This window comes from Actinomadura decatromicini (genome assembly GCF_008121305.1).
GTDB lineage: Bacteria > Actinomycetota > Actinomycetes > Streptosporangiales > Streptosporangiaceae > Spirillospora > Spirillospora syzygii.
Genome location: NZ_VSRQ01000001.1, coordinates 1,664,106 through 1,682,089, shown reverse-complemented (window position 1 = coordinate 1,682,089; position 17,984 = coordinate 1,664,106). Strand labels below are relative to the sequence as shown.

At 71.2% G+C, this 17,984-nt stretch carries 15 protein-coding genes; 10 read left to right on the top strand and 5 right to left on the bottom strand.

The window, feature by feature from the left end:
- Positions 1 to 18: 18 nt before the first annotated feature.
- Complete coding sequence (locus FXF68_RS06965; protein ID WP_148758012.1) at positions 19 to 1,512, bottom strand: DHA2 family efflux MFS transporter permease subunit; 1,494 nt, start codon at positions 1,510 to 1,512, stop codon at positions 19 to 21.
- Positions 1,513 to 1,640: 128 nt separating this feature from the next.
- Between FXF68_RS06965 and FXF68_RS06960 the strand changes: the two genes are divergently transcribed.
- The gene (locus FXF68_RS06960; RefSeq protein WP_148758011.1) at positions 1,641 to 2,198 is read left to right on the top strand and encodes a TetR/AcrR family transcriptional regulator; all 558 of its coding nucleotides are present in this window, start codon (positions 1,641 to 1,643) and stop codon (positions 2,196 to 2,198) included.
- 8 nt (positions 2,199 to 2,206) lie between these two features.
- Here FXF68_RS06960 and FXF68_RS06955 read toward each other — a convergent pair whose 3' ends face one another.
- The 3 genes from FXF68_RS06955 to add all read right to left on the bottom strand — a co-directional run bounded on the left by FXF68_RS06955 (position 2,207) and on the right by add (position 4,063).
- The gene (locus FXF68_RS06955; protein WP_148758010.1) at positions 2,207 to 2,428 is read right to left on the bottom strand and encodes a hypothetical protein; all 222 of its coding nucleotides are present in this window, start codon (positions 2,426 to 2,428) and stop codon (positions 2,207 to 2,209) included.
- Positions 2,413 to 2,847, bottom strand: coding sequence for an AraC-like ligand-binding domain-containing protein (locus FXF68_RS44735; RefSeq protein WP_148758009.1), 435 nt, complete (start codon positions 2,845 to 2,847; stop codon positions 2,413 to 2,415). The genes FXF68_RS06955 and FXF68_RS44735 overlap by 16 nt, the downstream gene beginning before the upstream one ends.
- A gap of 97 nt (positions 2,848 to 2,944) precedes the next feature.
- A complete protein-coding gene (add, locus tag FXF68_RS06945) occupies positions 2,945 to 4,063 on the bottom strand; it encodes an adenosine deaminase (RefSeq protein WP_148758008.1) in 1,119 nt (372 codons plus the stop codon).
- Between the two features lie 138 nt (positions 4,064 to 4,201).
- Between add and FXF68_RS06940 the strand changes: the two genes are divergently transcribed.
- The 9 genes from FXF68_RS06940 to FXF68_RS06905 all read left to right on the top strand — a co-directional run bounded on the left by FXF68_RS06940 (position 4,202) and on the right by FXF68_RS06905 (position 15,382).
- The gene (locus FXF68_RS06940; protein ID WP_222869826.1) at positions 4,202 to 5,254 is read left to right on the top strand and encodes a BMP family lipoprotein; all 1,053 of its coding nucleotides are present in this window, start codon (positions 4,202 to 4,204) and stop codon (positions 5,252 to 5,254) included.
- Positions 5,251 to 6,855: an ABC transporter ATP-binding protein gene (locus FXF68_RS06935; RefSeq protein ID WP_246178370.1), complete on the top strand. Its 1,605-nt coding sequence runs from the start codon at positions 5,251 to 5,253 to the stop codon at positions 6,853 to 6,855. The genes FXF68_RS06940 and FXF68_RS06935 overlap by 4 nt, the downstream gene beginning before the upstream one ends.
- The gene (locus FXF68_RS06930; protein ID WP_148758007.1) at positions 6,852 to 7,979 is read left to right on the top strand and encodes an ABC transporter permease; all 1,128 of its coding nucleotides are present in this window, start codon (positions 6,852 to 6,854) and stop codon (positions 7,977 to 7,979) included. The genes FXF68_RS06935 and FXF68_RS06930 overlap by 4 nt, the downstream gene beginning before the upstream one ends.
- Complete coding sequence (locus FXF68_RS06925; protein WP_246178368.1) at positions 7,976 to 9,271, top strand: ABC transporter permease; 1,296 nt, start codon at positions 7,976 to 7,978, stop codon at positions 9,269 to 9,271. The genes FXF68_RS06930 and FXF68_RS06925 overlap by 4 nt, the downstream gene beginning before the upstream one ends.
- Positions 9,268 to 11,625: a N,N-dimethylformamidase beta subunit family domain-containing protein gene (locus FXF68_RS42160; protein WP_187437772.1), complete on the top strand. Its 2,358-nt coding sequence runs from the start codon at positions 9,268 to 9,270 to the stop codon at positions 11,623 to 11,625. Before FXF68_RS06925 ends, FXF68_RS42160 begins: the two co-directional genes overlap by 4 nt.
- Positions 11,622 to 12,620: a nucleoside hydrolase gene (locus FXF68_RS42155; RefSeq protein ID WP_187437771.1), complete on the top strand. Its 999-nt coding sequence runs from the start codon at positions 11,622 to 11,624 to the stop codon at positions 12,618 to 12,620. Before FXF68_RS42160 ends, FXF68_RS42155 begins: the two co-directional genes overlap by 4 nt.
- Positions 12,621 to 12,729: 109 nt before the next feature.
- A complete protein-coding gene (locus tag FXF68_RS06915) occupies positions 12,730 to 13,614 on the top strand; it encodes a sugar phosphate isomerase family (protein WP_148758005.1) in 885 nt (294 codons plus the stop codon).
- Entirely contained in the window at positions 13,611 to 14,516 is a 906-nt protein-coding gene (locus tag FXF68_RS06910) for a ribokinase (RefSeq protein ID WP_148758004.1), read from the top strand. Before FXF68_RS06915 ends, FXF68_RS06910 begins: the two co-directional genes overlap by 4 nt.
- 71 nt (positions 14,517 to 14,587) lie before the next feature.
- On the top strand, positions 14,588 to 15,382 hold the full coding sequence (locus FXF68_RS06905) for a GntR family transcriptional regulator (protein WP_148758003.1): 795 nt from the start codon (positions 14,588 to 14,590) through the stop codon (positions 15,380 to 15,382).
- A 1,690-nt stretch (positions 15,383 to 17,072) separates the two neighbouring features.
- Here FXF68_RS06905 and FXF68_RS06900 read toward each other — a convergent pair.
- Positions 17,073 to 17,777 (bottom strand): hypothetical protein, encoded by a 705-nt coding sequence (locus FXF68_RS06900; RefSeq protein WP_148758002.1) that lies wholly within the window; start codon positions 17,775 to 17,777, stop codon positions 17,073 to 17,075.
- Between the last annotated feature and the right edge of the window lie 207 nt (positions 17,778 to 17,984).

The window sequence follows — 17,984 nt, the reverse complement described above, 5'->3', positions numbered from 1 at the left end:
CGAGGGTGGGTGCGGCCCTCATCGCCGCGGTCGGGACGGTGCCCCGGCCGCCGTCGCCTCCCCGGCCGTGGCCGCGTCCCGCTTCGTGCTGCGTTCCAGCGCGATCAGGCCGAGGGACGGCGCGGTGGCCACGAACGCGATGCCGAGCACCCACCAGAAGGCGGTGGCGAACCCTTCGGCCTGTGCGGCGGGTCCGGTCGCCTCGTCCAGCCGGTTCTGCAGGATGACGGCGAACAGCCCGGTGCCCGCGGACCCGCCGATGCGCTGGCCCACGTTCAGTTGCACGGTGGCGTCCGGGATCTTCGCAGGGGAGATCGCCCGGTAGGCGGCGGCGACGGCGGGCACCGCGCAGGCCCCGATCCCGAACCCGCGCACGAACATCATCGCGCCGAGGAACCAGTAGCCGGTGTCGTTCTGGATCAACGCGAAGGGGACGGTCCCGATCACGGCGACCAGGCCGCCGGCGAGGGAGGCACGGCCGCTGCCGAACCGGTCGGTGAGCCTGGCGGCCTGGCTGATGGCGATGGCCGCGCCGAGGCCCTGCGGGATGAGCAGCAGGCCCGTGTTCACCGCGTCCTCGTGCCGGACGATCTGGAAGTACAGCGGCATCAGAATGACGGCGCCGAAGACGGTGGCGCCCAGGCTGATGTTGGTGACGGAGGCGGCCGCGTACATCTTGTTCTTGTAGAGCCGCAGGTCGACCAGCGGTTGCTCGACCCGCAGGGCGTGTGCGACGAAGAGTGCGGCCAGGAGGAGGCCGCCGATCACCGCGGTCAGGACCTCGGCGTCGGTCACGTGACCGGTCGCGCCGATCTCGGCGAGGCCGTAGGTGAGGGCGACGCTGCCCGCGGTGACGAGGGTCAGGCCCGGCACGTCCAGCCGGGCGCGTCCCGAGCGGTCGTCGGCGGGCAGGAACCGGACCGCCAGTAGTGCGGTCAGCAGGCCGAGCGGGATGTTGACGTAGAAGATCCAGCTCCAGCCCGCGTGCTCCACCAGGAGGCCGCCGATGGTGGGGCCGACGACCGGGGCCAGGATGGTCGGCACGCCGCTGACCGCCATGACCCGGGCCAGCAGCGCCGGACCCGCCGCGCGCATGGTGATCATCTGCGAGATCGGCAGCAGCAGGCCGCCCGCGGTGCCCTGCGCCACCCGGAAGGCGATCAGCTGCTCGACGTTCCCGGCGAGCCCGCAGGCCAGCGACGCCGCGGTGAAGACCAGCACCGCGACGATGTAGACGCGCCCGCCGCCCAGCCGCGTCGCGAACCAGCCGGCGGCCGGGATGACCGCGGCCATCGCCAGCAGGTAGGCCGTCGTCAGCCACTGGATGGTGGCCAGCGAGGCCGTCATCTCGACCGACAGTGTCCGGAGCGCGACGTTGACGATCGTCGAGTCCAGGAACGCCATGAACGAGCCGAGCGTGGTCACGATGACCACGTTGCGCAGCGCCGGGGAGAAGCATGCCGGACCACCCGGCGCGGCGGTGGGCGGGCTCTCGTCGTTGTCCGCCGTCATGGTGAGGTCCCTCCTGTCGGGAACGAGGGCGCCGGGTACTATATGGAGCGCCGCTCCGGAAATATACGGAGCAGTGCTCCGAATATCAACACGACCCGGCGAGGAGAACCGCGTTGGCTGGACGGACCGTGAGCGCCGAACCGCGGGCGGACGCCCGCAGGAACCGGGAGACCCTGCTGGCCGTGGCCCGTGAGGTCTTCGACGAGCAGGGCACCGACGCGTCGCTGCGGGACGTCGCGCGCCGCGCGGGCGTCGGGATCGGGACGCTCTACCGGCACTTCCCCACGCGGGACGCGCTGCTGGAGGCTGTACTCCGCACTGGCCTGGAGAACATGCGCGCGGCGGCGGAGAAGGCCATCGAGTCCGACAGTCCGCGCGACGCCCTCATCGGCTGGCTCAAGCTGTTCTCCGAACGCTCCGGAGCGTGCCGCGGCCTTCCCGCCTCGGTGCTGGGCGCCCTGGGCGACGACGAATCCGAGCTGCACGCCTCGTCGTCGGCCATGATGCGCGCCGCGGAGCGTCTGCTGACGCGGGCGCAGGAGGCCGGGGAGGTGCGTCCGGACGTGACCGCCGAGGAACTGTTCGCCGCGTCCGCCGCCCTGGGCTGGGTGGCCGAGTACTCGGGACGCAAGCGCGCCGAACGGATCCTGGCGCTGCTCGGCGACGGCCTCGCCAAGCAGGACTGACGCTGTCGCTAATGAGGGGCGGTGAGGCTGAGCAACTGGTGCTGTTCGGCTTTCAGGCGGGCGAACGAGGTCCTCACGTAGTCGAGGTACGCGGTGTTGGGCGAGCGCGGTGCGGCGGTAGTGGCCGGGCTGAGGTTGGGATCGGTCAGCCGCTGCTGGATGAACTCGTCGATGCGTAAGCGCAGTAGCCGCCGCTGGAATTTGGGCGTCTCGGTCAGAGGGCCGTCCACGCGGTGGGCCAGAACGGCGGCCAGCAGGTCGGCGGTGGTACGGGCCAGGGGCGGTGCGTCTTGGGGGCTGAACTCCTCGGCCCGCTGGAGGACGCCAGGGTGAACTGTCCAGCTCCGAAGACGGTCTCGCGCCCCGCCTGACGGACGGCCGCCTTCCCGCTGAAGACGAGGTTGACCTGGTATGCCTCCGGATCGCAGCCACGGATCTGTCTCGCGGTTCTGTGTATCCGCACCGGCGGATGCGTCAATTCGCACATGTGCACGCCGTCCAGTGCCATTCCCAGTGCCCGGGCCCGGAAATCGCGAGGGCCATCGCATTCCAGCCACGTGGGTGTGAGTGCCTTGGCGCCGCGCTGCTGCCAACTCGCGAATAGCTGCTGAGGTAAAAGCTCTTCGGTGTTGTGCCTCGTGACCTGCATAGCTCACTCCAGGTACTCGAAGGTCTGGTGATTGGAATAGAATTGGCCGCATGCATCGCTGGTGTTTCGGGCCATGTATGAGTTGGGAAATGCGTTCCTAGGTTGAGAGTGCGTCGTTTCCGTCGTCGAACTGGGCGATCCGGGTGGCCAGCCGTCGGCGTTCGGCGGGGGGCAGGAAGGCCGCCTCGGCGGCCCGTACGTGGAAGTCGCGGATCTCGTCGGGCCCCGCGCCGAGCGCGGTGGCGAGCAGCGCCGTCTCCTGGCTCAGGCTGGTCCGGCTCATGAGCCGGTTGTCGGTGTTGACCGTCGCGTTGATTCCGCAGCGCGCCATCCGGAGGATGGGGTGGGCGTCGACGGTCGCCGCTCCGCCGGTGTGGACGTTGGACGTCGGGCAGCATTCGACGGTGATGCCCCGGTCGCGCACGAGTTTCGCGACCGAGCCGTCCGCGGGTTCGGCGCCTTCGGGCACCTCGTCGCCGAGCGCCACGCCGTGTCCGATGCGCCGGGCGTGCAGCAGTTCGATGGCCTGCCGGATCGACTCGGTGCCGTCCGCCTCGCCCGCGTGGATCGTCGCCGGCACGCCCGCCTGGAAGGCGCGTTCGAATTGCCGCGTGTGCGCCGCGGCCGGGTGACCGAGTTCGGGCCCGACGAGATCGACGCCGACGATCAGGCCCAGCTTCCACGCGGTGATGAAGGCGTCCATCGCCGCCTCGTCGATCGGCAGGTCCCGCTCGACGCACGCGATCAGGCGGACGTCGATGTGGGTCCCCGCGGCCCTGGCGTGGTCGGCCCCGGCGCGTAGTCCGGCCTCGGCGGCGCGCAGGGCGCCGAGCATGGTGAGCCCGGCCTCCGTGTGGAGTTGGGGCGCGATCCGCAGTTCGGCGTAGGCCACGCCGTCGGCGGCCAGATCCGCCACGGCCTCATAGGCGACTCGTTCCACCGCGGCGGCGTTCTGCATGAGCCCGTAGGTGTAGCGGAACCCGCGGAGGTAGGTCGCCAGGCTGCCGGAGTCGGCGTTGTCGGCGAACCACTGGGCGAGCGGGCGGGCGCCGCGGACCGGCAGGGCGACGCCGGCCTCGGCCGCGAGGTCGATGACCGTCTCCGGGCGGACTCCGCCGTCCAGGTGGTCGTGCAGCAGCACCTTGGGCAGTGCCCGGATCCAGTCGGGCGAGAGCGTGGACGGGTCGTGCTCGTCATCCGGTGATTTCGTTCGCATGGCCGGATCATCGCAGCTCACCCACTTAACAGACAAGTACTTGTCACTTGCCAGTTATGTAGGTTACGGTGCGCCCACCGGGTCGCCGCCGAGCCAGCTCGCCGGCGGCCGGCCCCGAGATCCCCAGGAGGTCCCCCCATGCGCAGAATTCGAATGGCGGGAGCGGCGGCCGCCGCGTGCCTGCTTACGGCGGCGTCGCTCGCCGGGTGCGGTGATTCCGGCGGCGCGGCGTCCACGGGGACGTCCACCACGGGGGGCCGCACGGACGTGAAGGTGAAACTCGGCGTCGTGTACGACATCGGCGGACGTGGCGACAAGTCGTTCAACGACGGCGTCGCCTCGGGCGTCGACGCGGTGAAGCGGGACCTCGGCATCACCGCCAAGGAGCTCAGCCCGAACTCGGGCGGAACCGACCGCGAAGAGCTGCTCCGCCTGCTCGCCGACACCGGGTACAACCCGATCATCTGTGTCGGGTTCCTCTTCGAGGATCCGGTCGGGAAGCTCGCCGCCGCCTATCCCAAGACCCGGTTCGCCATCATCGACGACGACACGGTCAAGGCCCCGAACGTCACCGGGCTGGTCTTCTCCGAGGAACAGGCGTCCTACCTGGTCGGCGCCGCCGCCGCGCTGAAGTCCAAGACCGGCCGTATCGGCCTGGTCGCGGGGGTGCAGACGCCGCCGCAGGAGAAGTTCCAGGCCGGCTACGCGGCCGGCGCGCGGAAGGTCAGGCCGGGCATCAAGATCGACGTGACGTACCTGACCCAGCCTCCGGACTTCTCCGGTTTCTCGTCCCCGGACAAGGCGAGGGAGGCCGCCAAGGGCATGTACGACGGCGGCGCGGACATCGTCTTCCACGCCGCCGGGGCGTCGGGACGCGGCGTCTTCCAGGCCGCGACCGCCGCCGGCAGGTGGGCCGTCGGAGTCGACGGCGACCAGTACCAGACCGTCGATCCCGCCGCGCGGCCCCACGTGCTGACCAGCGCGACGAAGAACCTGGACGTGGCCGTCTCGGCGTTCGTCAAGGACTTTGCGGACGGGCGGCCGCAGTCCGGCAGCGTCCGGTTCGGCTTGGCGCAGGACGGTGTCGGCTACGCGACCAGCGGCGGTTTCATCACGGACATCGCGCCGAGGCTGGAGGCGCTGAAGAAGCAGATCATCGCCGGGCAGATCACCGTGCCGACCACGCCATGACCGACCACGCCATGACCGACCAGGCGACGGCCGTGCTGCAGGCCCTGCACATCAGCAAGCGCTACCCCGGCGTGCTGGCCAACGACGACGTGTCCCTGACCGTCCGGGCCGGGGAGATCCACGCGATCGTCGGGGAGAACGGCGCCGGGAAGTCGACGCTGATGAAGATCCTTTACGGGGAGGACCGGCCCGACCGGGGGACGTTGAGGGTGGCCGGGCGGGAGGTCCGCTTCGCCACGCCGCGCGCCGCGATCGCGGCGGGCATCGGGCTCGTCCACCAGCACTTCATGCTCGCCGACAACCTTCCGGTCTGGGAGAACGTCGTCATCGGCGCCGAGACCCGGCGCCGTGGGTTGCTGGACCGGCCGGCCGCACGGGCCAGGATCGCCGGCATCGGCCGCTCGCACGGCCTCACCGTCGACCCCGACCGCACTGTCGGCGACCTGTCGGTCGGCGAACGGCAGCGTGTGGAGATCATCAAGGTGCTGTACCGCGACGCCAGGGTGATCATCCTGGACGAGCCGACCGCCGTCCTGGTGCCGGCCGAGGTCGACCGGCTGCTCGAAAGCCTGCGCAGCCTGCGCGCACGCGGCATCTCCGTGCTGTTCATCTCCCACCGGCTGGACGAGGTGCTGGCCGCCGCCGACCGGATCACCGTCATGCGCGCCGGACGGGTCGTCGGCACCGTGGACCGCGCGGACGCCACCAAGGACGGCCTCGCCGAGATGATGGTCGGCGGGCGGCTGCCCGACGTCCCGCCCCGCGCGACCCGGCCGCGGGAGGCGGTCGGGCTGCGCCTGCGCGAGGTCGCCGCCGGCGCGCCCGACCGGCCGCCGATCGAGGACGTGTCGCTGACCGTGCGCGCGGGCGAGATCGTGGGGCTGGCCGGCATCGAGGGCAACGGGCAGAACGAGGTGCTCGATGCCGTCCTGGGCCTGTTGCCGGTCCGGGCGGGCACGATCGGCCTCGGCGACCGGGACGTCACGCCGCTCGGCGTCGCCGAGCGGCGCCGGCTCGGCCTGGCGTCGATCGCCGCGGACCGGCACCGGCACGGCATGCTGCTGCGCGCGGCGCTGTGGGAGAACCTGCTGCTGGGCAACGAGCGGCTGCGCGGGAGCCTGCGCTCCTGGCGCATCGACCGGCGGGCCGTGCGGGACGCCACCGCCGAGGTGATCCGCGAGTACGCGGTCAAGGCGCCCGGCGCGGGCACGCCGGCGTACGCGCTGTCGGGCGGGAACCAGCAGAAGTTCGTCTTCGGCCGCGAGATGTCCACACGGCCGAAGGTCCTGCTGGCCGCCCACCCGACCCGCGGCGTCGACGTCGGCGCCCAGGCGCAGTTGTGGCGGCACCTGCGCGACGCGCGGGACGACGGCCTCGCCGTCCTGCTGGTCTCAGCCGATCTGGACGAGCTCATCGCCCTGTCCGACACCGTCTACGTCGCGTTCTCCGGTCGCGTCAGCGGCCCCATACCGGCCGGTCGTCTCACCCCGCGCCGGTTGGGGGCGCTGATGACCGGCCGCGACGACGCCGAAGCGGGCGCCGCCGAGCGGGGCGCCTCGAAGCGCGCCCGGCCGGGGAGCGCCGAAGGGGACGGACGGTGAGGGCCGTGGCCCGGCGCGCCGCGCTCGGCGCCGCCGCCCCGGTGTCGGCGGCGCTGCTGGCGGTGCTCGTCGCCGCGCTCGTCCTCGTCGCGTCGGGACACTCGCCGTGGCACACGTTCACGGTCATGGCCGACTACGCGCGGACGCCCGAGTCGGTGGTCTCCGCCGTCAACCGGGCGGTGCCGTACTTCCTCACCGGGCTCGCGGTCGCCATCGGCTTCCGCATGAAGCTCTTCAACATCGGCGTCGAGGGCCAGTACCGCCTCGGCGCGCTGTCCGGCGCGGCGCTGGGCGCCGTGATCCACCTCCCGGGACCGCTGCACGTCGCCGTCATCGTGGCGACGGCCGTCGCGGTCGGCGCCGCCTGGGCCGGCGTGGCCGCGTGGCTCAAGGTCGTCCGGGGCGTCAACGAGGTCATCTCGACGCTGATGCTGAACTACATCGCGACGGCGCTCGCCGCGTACCTGCTCGCCGAGCACCTCTCCTCCGCAGGCTCCGGCGTCGCCACGCGCAGGCTGCCCGAGAGCGGGTGGATGCCGTCGTTGAACCCGCTCCTCGCGGCGGTCGGAGTGCGCCTGCCGCCGACCGTCGCGCTGTGGGGGTTCCTCGCTATCGCGGTCGTCGTCGGGATCGGCGTGCACTATCTCCTGACGCGGACCTGGTACGGGTACCAGGTCCGGGCGACCGGCCTGAACCCGGACGCGGCGGCCGCGAACGGGATCGACCCGCGGCGCATGACCGTCCTGACCCTGCTGCTCTCGGGCGGCCTGGCCGGACTGGCGGGTCTGCCGTACCTGCTCGGCCAGTCCCACGACTACGGACTCGACTTCCCGGCCGGGATCGGGTTCACCGGGATCGCCGTCGCCCTGCTCGGCCGGAACCGGCCCGCCGGGATCGCGGCGGCGGCGCTGCTCTTCGGCTTCCTGGAACGCAGCGCGCAGATCCTCGACCTGGACGGCATCCCCAAGGAGATCGTCACCATCATGCAGGGAGTCATCGTGCTGTCAGTGGTGATCGCGTACGAGCTGGTCAAGCGGATCACGGCGCGGCAGACCGCGCGGGCGGTCCGCGCCCGGCAGGCGGCCCCCGCACACCGCGCCGGGCAGCGGGAGGTCGCGCTGTGACGGCCACCGTCCGCGTGCCGGCCGCGGTCCGGCGGCGTGCCGCCGTGTTCGCCGGTCTCGCCCCGAGACCGCGCGTGCTCGCCGCGACGGCGGCCGGGCTGCTCATCGTCGCCGCCGTTCACGCGTTCGCCGGCGTTCCCTCGCTGACCGGATCGGGCCTCGTCGGGGCGGCGCTGCGGCTGGCCGTCCCGGTCGGACTCGCCGCCCTGGGCGCGCTGTGGAGCGAACGCGCCGGCGTCACCAACCTCGGCCTCGAAGGAATGATGATCCTCGGCACGTGGAGCGCCGCGTGGGTCGGCGCCTCCCACGGCGTGTGGCCGGCCGTCCTCGCCGGAGCCGCGGGCGGGGCGATCGGCGGCCTCGTGCACGCCGTCGCCACGGTGACCTTCGGCGTCGACCAGGTGATCTCCGGTGTCGCGATCAACCTGCTGACGCCCGGCCTCGTCCGCTACCTGTCCACGATCAACTGGGAGGGACTGCCCGAGGCCGGAGCGACGCAGTCGCCACCGGTCCGCGGCGCGATCGGCACCTTCACCGTTCCCGTGCTGGCGGGCGGACACGTCGGCGGCCGGCGCAGCCCCGACCTGCTCGGCGCCGTCGAGCGCCGGGACTGGTTCGCGGTGTCCGACGCGGCCGGCCTGCTGCGCGGCCTCGTCGCCGAGATCTCCTGGTTCACCCTGTTCGCCGTCGTCCTGTTCGCACTGAGCTGGCTGATCCTGTGGCGTACGCCGTTCGGGCTCCGGCTGCGGTTCATCGGCGAGAACCCGGGCGCGGCCGACAGCCTCGGCGTCGCCGTCTACCGCACCAAGTACATCGCCGTCGTCGTGTCCGGCGCCCTGGCGGGACTCGGCGGCGCCTTCCTGGTGACGGTGGCCAGCGGCCTGTACCGGGAAGGGCAGACCGCCGGGCGCGGCTACATCGGGCTGGCCGCCATGATCTTCGGTAACTGGCGCCCCGGAGGGACCGCCGCGGGGGCCCTGCTGTTCGGGTACTCCGACGCCCTGCAGCTCCGCCAGTCCGGGGCCGTCCGCGGGCTCATCCTCGCCGCCGGCCTCGCCTTCCTCGCCATCGGCGTCCTCCTGCTCCGCCGGAGGCGCCGGGCCTCGGCGGTCTCCCTCGCCGCCGGCGCGGCCGCGATCGCGTGGTTCGGCCTCCTCCACCAGGTGCCGACGCAGCTCGTGTACGCGACCCCGTACGCGGTCACCCTCATCGTCCTGGTGGCCTCCGCCCGCCGCCTCAGAATGCCCGCCGCCGACGGCATCCCCTACCGCCGGGGAGTGATCGACCTATGACGGCCGGAACCGTGGGACGGGTGGCGGGCTACCTGTCGACGTGGACGGCCCGGCCCGGAGAGCTCGTCGGCGTGCACGCGGCCCTTTTGGTCGACCGCCTCCCCGCCGAACGCACCACAGCGTCCGTCACCGTGGACGTGGTCACGTTGGACGGGCCGGACCTCCCCGCCCCGCCCGACGTGCGGCCGCGCGCCAGGACCCTCACCGAGGCCGTGCCGCCCACCGGCTCGTACCTGCGTACCGGCCCGTGGACGCAGACCGGCGACGACGTCAGCCTCATGATGTGGCTGCGGGCGGAGAACACCGTGCACGGCCGTCGGCAGACCCTCGCCGAACTCGTCCGCCACGACGACGCCGTCAAGGAGAGCGACGACCCTGCCGAGGAGACGCTGCCGGTCCGGACCTGGTGGTACGTGGACGCCGACGGGAACATCGTCGTCGACCACGCCGGGCACCGTACCGAGACCGGAATCCCGCTCGATCCCGGTATCTGGTACCTGATGACCTTCATCCGCACCGCCCACCGCGCGGACCTGCTGTGGACGGACGGCACCGGCACCACCCTGCGGGCACGGTCGGACGGCGACGGCACGACGCCCCGCGAGCGGGGCGAATGCGCGCCCGCTGCGCCCGTCACCCGCTGGCACGCCACCATCGGTGCGCGGACGGCGTCCGGCGTCCCGTCCGACACGCTCAACGCGCGGATCGAGGACCTCGTGGTCGTCGCCCGGGAGCTTCGGCAGGACGAGGCCGAACGGGCCGCCCGCGGTGAACGGGGCATCGACAACCGGTACGCCGCCGATCCGTCGACCGTCGCCGTATGGGACTTCGTCGCGATCGGCGTCGCCGGGCGTCCGGCGGCGACGCGCGCGGACATTCCCGCAGCGACGCCCGCGAACCCGCCGCGGACGCCACCGAGACTCGCCGCGCCGCGCCTTTCGATCGTCAATAATCCGACGGACGGCCTCCGGGGGCACGGCGGGCGTCGCGGCGCCGCGCTGCACCTGAGCTCCGACGACCTCGACGACGCCCGCTGGCCGCTGATCGCCGAGGTCCGGGTAGGTGCGCGGCAGCGCAGCGGAGTCCTCGGCGTCCGCGTCACGACGGCGAACGGCCGGCTCGACCTGCCGCTCATCGTCGGCCCGTCCAGCGAACGGCCGCGGACCTCCCGCGCCGTCCCCGGCTCACGGCCACCCCGGGCGCTCCTGCTCCTCCCCACCTTCACCTATCTCGCCTACGCCAACCACCGTCAGCGCTCCGAGCGGGCTTTCTTCGGCGACTACCGCGCGGTCAGCGACCGGCCGATCGTCCTGGACGAGGTCAACGCCCACCTCAACGACGCCGAACGGCTGGGCGCCTCGCTCTACGACCGCCGCGCCGACGGGACGCCCGCCGTCTACAGTTCGCGGCTGCGGCCGATCCTGTCCATCGACCCGGACTACCGCTGGTGGCTGACCGGAACGTATCGGCACTACCCGGCGGACCTGAGATTCCTGCGCTGGCTGCGGAGCACCGGCCACCCGGTCGACGTCACCTCCGACGAGCACCTGCACGACGAGGGAGCCGACCTGCTGTCCGGCTACCGCGTCCTGATCACCGGCAGCCACCCCGAGTACGTCAGCGAAGAGGTCCACGACGCGGTCACCGCGTTCACCCGGACCGGCGGTCGGCTGATGTACCTCGGCGGCAACGGCTTCTACTGGGTCGCGGCGCGGACCGCCGACGCCCCGCATCGCATCGAGGTACGGCGCCGCGGCGACGGCGGCTGGTGGAGCGCCCCGGACGACGAGGCCACCATGACGGCGAACGGGCGGCCCGGCGGCCTGTGGTCGCTGTGCGGCCGGCCGCCCCAGGATCTTCTCGGCGTCGCGTACGCGGCCCAGGGCTGGCCGCGGGCGAGCGGATACCGGCGGCTGCCCGACGCCGACCACCCGGACTTCGCCTTCGTCTTCGCCGGCGTCCCCGGCGAGGTCGTAGGCGAGTCCGGCCACGCGCTGGACGGCGCCGCCGGGGACGAGATCGACAGCTTCCGCCCCGACCCGCGCCACCCCGGCACGGCGCGCCTCGCCACCTCGGCCGGACGCCACCCGCCGCTTTTCCTGGAAGCCGCCGACTCGAAGGAGGCGGGCACGCCCGGCGCGGTACGCGCCGACATGGTCCTGCGCCGCCTGCCCGGCGGCGGCGCCGTCTTCTCCGTCGGCTCCGTCACCTGGACCGCCAGCGTGACCTGGAACCACGGCGACAACGACGTGGCCACGATCACCAGGAACGTGCTGGACCGCTTCCTCCACGATCCCGTGCCACGACCGGCCCCACCCCCCGACGCCCACCGCGCCCCCGAAGGACGACCGTGACCCTGGTCTATCTCGATCACGACGGCGGTCTCGACGACCTCGCCGCGCTGCGACTCCTGCTGAGCTACGAGCACGTGACCCTCGTCGGCGTCGCCGTCACGCCCGCGGACTGCCTGCTCGAACCCGCGCTCTCCGTCACCGCGAAGATGCTCCGCCTCGCCGGCCGGGACGACCTTCGTCCCGCTCCCGGGATCATCGAGGGGAGGAACCCCTTTCCGCTGGCCTGGCGGGTCGACTGCCTCCGCGTCGACCGCCTTCCGATCCTCAACGCCGCGCCCGCCCCCGGCCGGGGCGCCCGGGACGCCCGCCGGCCCGGCGGCGGCCGTCCGTCCCTGCCCGCGCACAAGGACCTCGCCCGGAAGGTGCTGGCCGCACCGGAGCCGGTGACCGTCGTCTGCACCGGCCCGCTGAGCAACCTCGCCCGCGGCCTGGACGAGCACCCGGAGATCGAGGCCGGGATCCGCGAAGTCGTGATCATGGGGGGTGCGGTCGACGTCGCCGGGAACGTCGACCGTCCCGGGCACGACGGCAGCGCGGAATGGAATCTGTACTGGGATCCCGACGCGGCCGACCGGGTGTGGCGCAGCACGCTGCCGGTGACGCTCTATCCGCTGGACGCCACCGACCTCGTCCCGGTCACCAGCGATCTCGTGGACGACCTCACCCGCGCGGCGGGCCCGTCCGACGCCGCGGAGCTCGTGGCCACCCTGTGGGCGATGACGTTCGGCACGTGGGAATGCACCGGCCTGCCGTACTGCTGCTGGGACACCCTGACCGCCTCGCACCTCGGCGGCGAGGACATCTGCCGCTTCGAGACGATCGACACCGCGATCGTCACCAGCGGCCCGAGCCAGGGACGCGTCGTGCGCGGCGGCGGACGCACCGTCAAGGTCGCCGTCGCCGCAGACCCCGACGCCTTCGCGCGCCACGTGATCTCCACCCTGGCCGGAGTCGGCGCCCGGCCCGCCCCGATCGGAGCGGGCCCCAATCCCTGAACCGCCCTTCCACTCCCTGGATTACTCACGCACTCCGAACCGCTCATCCACTTCCCGGAACGCGCCCAACGAACCCGACCCGTCAGCCCGACACATGACAGGACCCCTGATGCGGCCCATCGCACGCTTCGCCCACGATCTCACCCCCGAGCAGCTCACCATGCCCGTCGACGAGCTGATCAAGGAGACGCGCCACAAGGTGCGCGTGCTGCCGAACCTCGACCATCTCTACTCCTGGCTGGCCCGTCTCATGGCCGACGAGATCAAGACCAACAACGAGGCCGGTCGGCCCACCCGGTGGATCCTCCCCGTCGGGCCGAAGAGCCAGTACCCGCTGCTGGCCCGGATCTGCAACGAGGAGCGGATCACCTGGCAAAACGTCCTGGCCTTCCACATGGACGAGTTCCTCGACTGGCAGGGGCGGCAGGTAGGCCCCGACCACCCGTTCAGCTTCCGCGGCTTCTGCGACCGCAACCTGTACGGCCTCCTGGACGCGGACCTTCGCCCCGCTCCGCGGAACATCGTCTACCCGGACGTCCACGACCCCGACGCCTTCACCAACCGGTTGCGAGACGCCGGCGGCGCCGACACCTGCTTCGCCGGATTCGGGTACCGCGGGCACCTCGCCTTCAACGAACCGCCCGCCACCCGGTGGCACCACTACACGGTCGAGGAGTTCAGGGCGTCCAGAACCCGCGTCGTACCGCTGCTGGAGGACACGATCGTCGCGCACTCGCACCGCACCACCGGCGGCTACACGCAGACCATCCCGCGCATGGCCGTCACCATCGGCATGAGCGAAATCCTGTCGGCCCGGAAGCTGCACCTGATCACCGACGGTGGCGCCTGGAAGCAGTTCATCGTCCGCGTCCTGCTGCTTACCGGCGAACCCGACGTCATGTACCCGGTGACGCTCGCCCACGACCACCCGGACATGGAGGTGACCGTCGACGCCGCGTCCATCGCGCCGCTCCACCTGGGCATCAACGCATGACCGTCCACATCCTCGGCGCCTACATCCACGACAGCTTCATGTACTGCCGCGCGCTCCCCAGAAGCGGGGAGAGCGTGGCGGCGCACACCCTCGCCGACAGCGACGGAGGGAAGGGCGCGAACCAGGCGGTCGCGGCCGCCCGGCTAGGGGCGCCCGTCCGCTTCATCGGCTCGGTCGGGGACGATCCCATCGGGGACCGTGCGCTGGAACTCCTCCGCCGGGAAGGCGTCGGCGCCACGGGAGTCGCCCGCGTCCCCGGCACGGCCACCGGGCGCAGTTTCATCCTCGTCGCCGACGACGCGAACCAGATCGTCGCGACGTGGCCCGGCGCCGCCGACGCCCTCGACCTGGCCGACGTCGACCGGGCGCTCGCCCACCTGGTCCACGGGGACGTGCTCAGCATCCAGGGAGAGATCCCTCTCGCGGTCAGCCTGCACGCCGCGCGCGTCGCCTCCGCGCGCGCGACCGTCGTCTGCAACGCGAGCCCGGTCGAACAGTTCCTCGCCCACCCCGACCCGTGGTCCGACATCGACGTCCTGATCGTCAACGATCTCGAAGGGCACGACCTGCTCGGTACGAGCGGACGCCATTCGGGGCAGCCCCCGGCGGATGCCACGGTCGCGCTCAGCGCACGGCTCGGCGTCCCCACCGTCATCATCACCCACGGTGCGCACGGGGCGACCCTTTTCGACGGACGAATATCGACCCACCTGGCGGCGCCGAAGGTCACCGCGGTGGACCCCACGGGCGCCGGAGACGCGTTCGCCGGAGCCTTCGCCGCCGAACTCTCCAAAAGCGAGTCCCTGTATCATTCCTGCCAAACCGCAATCGCCGTCGCGTCCTACTCCGTGACCCGGAGACTCTGCGTCCCGTCCTATCCCACCCGGAATGACCTCGAATAACGTCAGAGCGAATTAGCCGCCCTTTTTGGACGGGCCGCGCCGGCGGCCGAACGCGATAATCCGCCCCGCGCATGCCCGCCGACATCCTCAATGAAACGATCTCCATCATGTCCGTGAAACGCCATTCGACCGCCCAGCCCGAGCCGAGGGACGGCCGGTCACTGCCGCACACGCTGCGCGATGATCTCGAACGCATGATCCTTGAGGACGGCCTCCAACCGGGCGACCGGCTCCCCAGCGAGAACGAGCTCATCGCACGGCACAAGGTCGGGCGGACGACCGTGCGCGAAGCTTTTCGTCTCCTCGAACAAGAGGGACTCGTGCAGTCGCAGCAGGGACTCGGCCGCTTCGTCCGTACTCGTCCGACGGTGCAGCGCCCGCTCACCCGGCTCGAAGGCGTGACCGACATGCTCGCCAGCCGGGGCTTCCAGGTCACGAACGCCGTGCTGTCGGTCACGCTCGACGAGCCCACGCCCGCCGAACGCGACGCGCTCCGCCTGCCCGCGAGCCGGACCGTGATCAGGCTCGAACGCCTGAGACGGCACGAGAACGACGCGGTCGTCTACAGCATCGATGTCTTCGAGCGCGCAATCTTCGAGCAGCCGATATCGGAGATCGACTGGACCGGTTCCCTGTTCAAGCTCTTCGAGCAGGCGGGCCATCGGGTGTCGGCGGCGACCGCCACGGTCTCCGCGGTGCACCTCGACCCGTCGTTGACGGAACGACTCGAAATGCCGTCGAACATCGCCTGGCTCCTCCTCACCCAGGAACACACCGACGACGAGGGAAGGCCCATTCTGCTATCCCGTGATTACCACCGCGGCACCGATTTCTCCTTCCAGGTCCAGCGGCAACGGAAGGACTGAGCACCGTCCACCACCTGCCCGTGCGGTGATCCACCGGATTATCCGTCTCCTTCCCAGGAGAGTGATGGTCTCCGTGAGGCCAGGTTCGGTGCTGGTTGGGTTGGCCTGGTCAGGTCGGGGTTCGCTGTTGGCCTTGAGAGGCCCGTAGGGTCTCGTGAAGTAGTCAGCTGAGGCACCGTTTGCGCCCGCGGCGTGCAGGCATGGCCTTGCGGACCGCTGACCAGGGACCGGATGCTTACATAGAACTGGCATTTGAGGCGTCCATCTCCGCATTCTTCGGGCTCCGGACGTGGTGCCAAGGGTCGCTCGTTCGGGGACTGGGAACAGGACACGCGGCTGGGAGGACAAACGGCGAGGCCGGTAGCAACGTCCTTACCAAGCGTGCTCCCAGTCGGTCGTGGTTCCTGAACCCGCCCCTGAGCGGAACGCTAGGTCCAAGGTTCCTCAGCGTCCCCAGCGGAGGACAGGCCGACACGGTGCAGCAGGTCAGCGCTCCAGCGGTCACCGGTCGCCTTCCGCAGCCAGGCCCGGTCCACCAGCGCGTCAGGGTGATTGTGGATCACCGGGGCGGGCCTGGTGTTCGCCCAGCGGACCGGGCAGACGCCGGTGCCGGGCTGTGAGCTCGTCCACCATGGCGGGGAAGCAGGCGGTGCCGCCGTTCTGGTCCCAGTCGTAGTGGTCGAGGCGGCAGGGGGCGGCGTCGCGCAGCAGGGGTTCGGGAAGGAACCAGGCTGTGGCCCAGGCGGCGAGAGTCCATTGCCGCCCACAGCACAGCCGCGCCGCCGGACTCGCCTGCTCGTAGCCTGCAACTCGGCTGCGAGCTGTTCCCCGCCTGCAGGCTGCAGGTAGAACTGGGCCTCGTTCAACCAGATCACCGTCCGCGCGGCGACCCGTCCGGCGCGGACCGCTTCGGCAGCGCGGTCGGCCGTTCAGGGGTGAGCGGGTGCCAGACCCGCCAGCCGGGTAGTTCGGCGCGGATCGCCTCCCAGCAGCCCTCGTCTTAGCCGCGGAGGAATCCCCGACCACCACCATGCGGCTGCCCTGCCCTGCGTCCGCCACGGCGGCCTGCAACCGGTCATCGAACCCCGGCCGGGGCAAGTACACCGGCAGACCCGGCACCTGTCCGGACGCGTCCGCTTCGAATGCCAGGTGGACCTCCAGCGCCAGCGCGTCCTGCTTGTCCAGTTCACCGATCACTCGACCCAGCGGCTCTGCGGAGGGCGCGTCGCTCAGCCCGCCGACGTTGGTGATGTACTGGTTCCCGCCAGCGGTGAAGGCATCTCGGGCGGCGGTCGCATCTTGGCGGGTCCCGGTGCCCGCTTGCCCCGGACTCGGGCTTGGGCGGGTTGGGCGGCTCGCCCGGAGGATCTGTTCCCGCACCGTGCGCGCTACGGGCGTCCCCACGCTGTGCCGCTTCGTCGCTGGCAGGTGCAGCCGCTCTGCCACGTCCGGTCACCCGATCGTCGTCGAGCTTCGCTTGGCGTGCCGTCCACGGCTGGGCCCGGGTGGCCTCCACGGGCCAGTCGACCATGACGTGGTGTGTTCGCCGGGTCCGTTCTCTCGGTGGTCGGTTCGATGGGGCCGGGCGTGTTGCTCACGGGGGTCGCTGATGTGGCGGATATGGTCGCGCCGCTCTAGGGCTTGAGTCGTAGCTGCGTGACAGCAGCTGACCGTCGATCAATTGTGCGCGTTATGGTTGGACGGCGGCCCAGGGATAGCCGCTTCGAGGTGACCACCAGTGTCGGAGCCCTTCAGTGGCTGTGGTGCGGAAGTCTTGGCCATTGAGATCGACCCTGCTCGTCTTCTGTTGGCCAGTCTGAGACCAGGTCAGCAGGAGATGCCAGGAACAGTCGCAGTGGGCGGTGTCGGCGCTGACGATGAAGATCTCCGGATCGGCATCGGAAATCTTGTAGGGGAAGTTGATCGGCGGCTGCTCAATGTCCGCGCCGTCTGGGGCTTGGCTCGCGCCTGCCTGCGGCACCGGCTTGGGTGGCGATTGGTCCAGATCCACCGAGAACTTGCGTGGGTCCATCGGCCCGCCGCACTGTCCCGATGAGTACACAGCGCCAGTTCGGGCCGGTGGTCTGCGTTGTGTCACCTCTACTTGCAGATTCCGGAGCACGACCGCGTTCGGGGTGTTCCCTTGGAGCACGATCTCGATGGTGGTGTCTTCGGCGTCGACCGCACCGAGAGCCTTCCACCAGCGGTCGGGCGGCGTACTGTCAGGAATCCGCGGCATCGTTTCAACGGTCCGATCGATCAGATACAGCTTTCCGCAGCTGGGACCCGTACCGCTGACCTCGTTCATCCGGACGGTCATTGAGAACGGCAATGGAGGTCCGGTGATGTGAGAGACGCCGCGATGGAGGGCGTTGAAGATCACCGTGCTGAGCACTGTGACGAGTACGGCCGATAGCAGGCCGCCCAGCCACAGCCGACGCCTGCGCGCCCCATGGTGGTGCCGTTTACCATGATGCCGGGCAGGTCTTCGCTCTACGGGTCTCACCCGTCCAGCATCGTCCGACATGCCGGGGTCGTTCACGTGCCCGGATGAAGTCGAGATAGGCCACCTTCGGACCGGTGTCCCTTCCTTTCCGCGAGT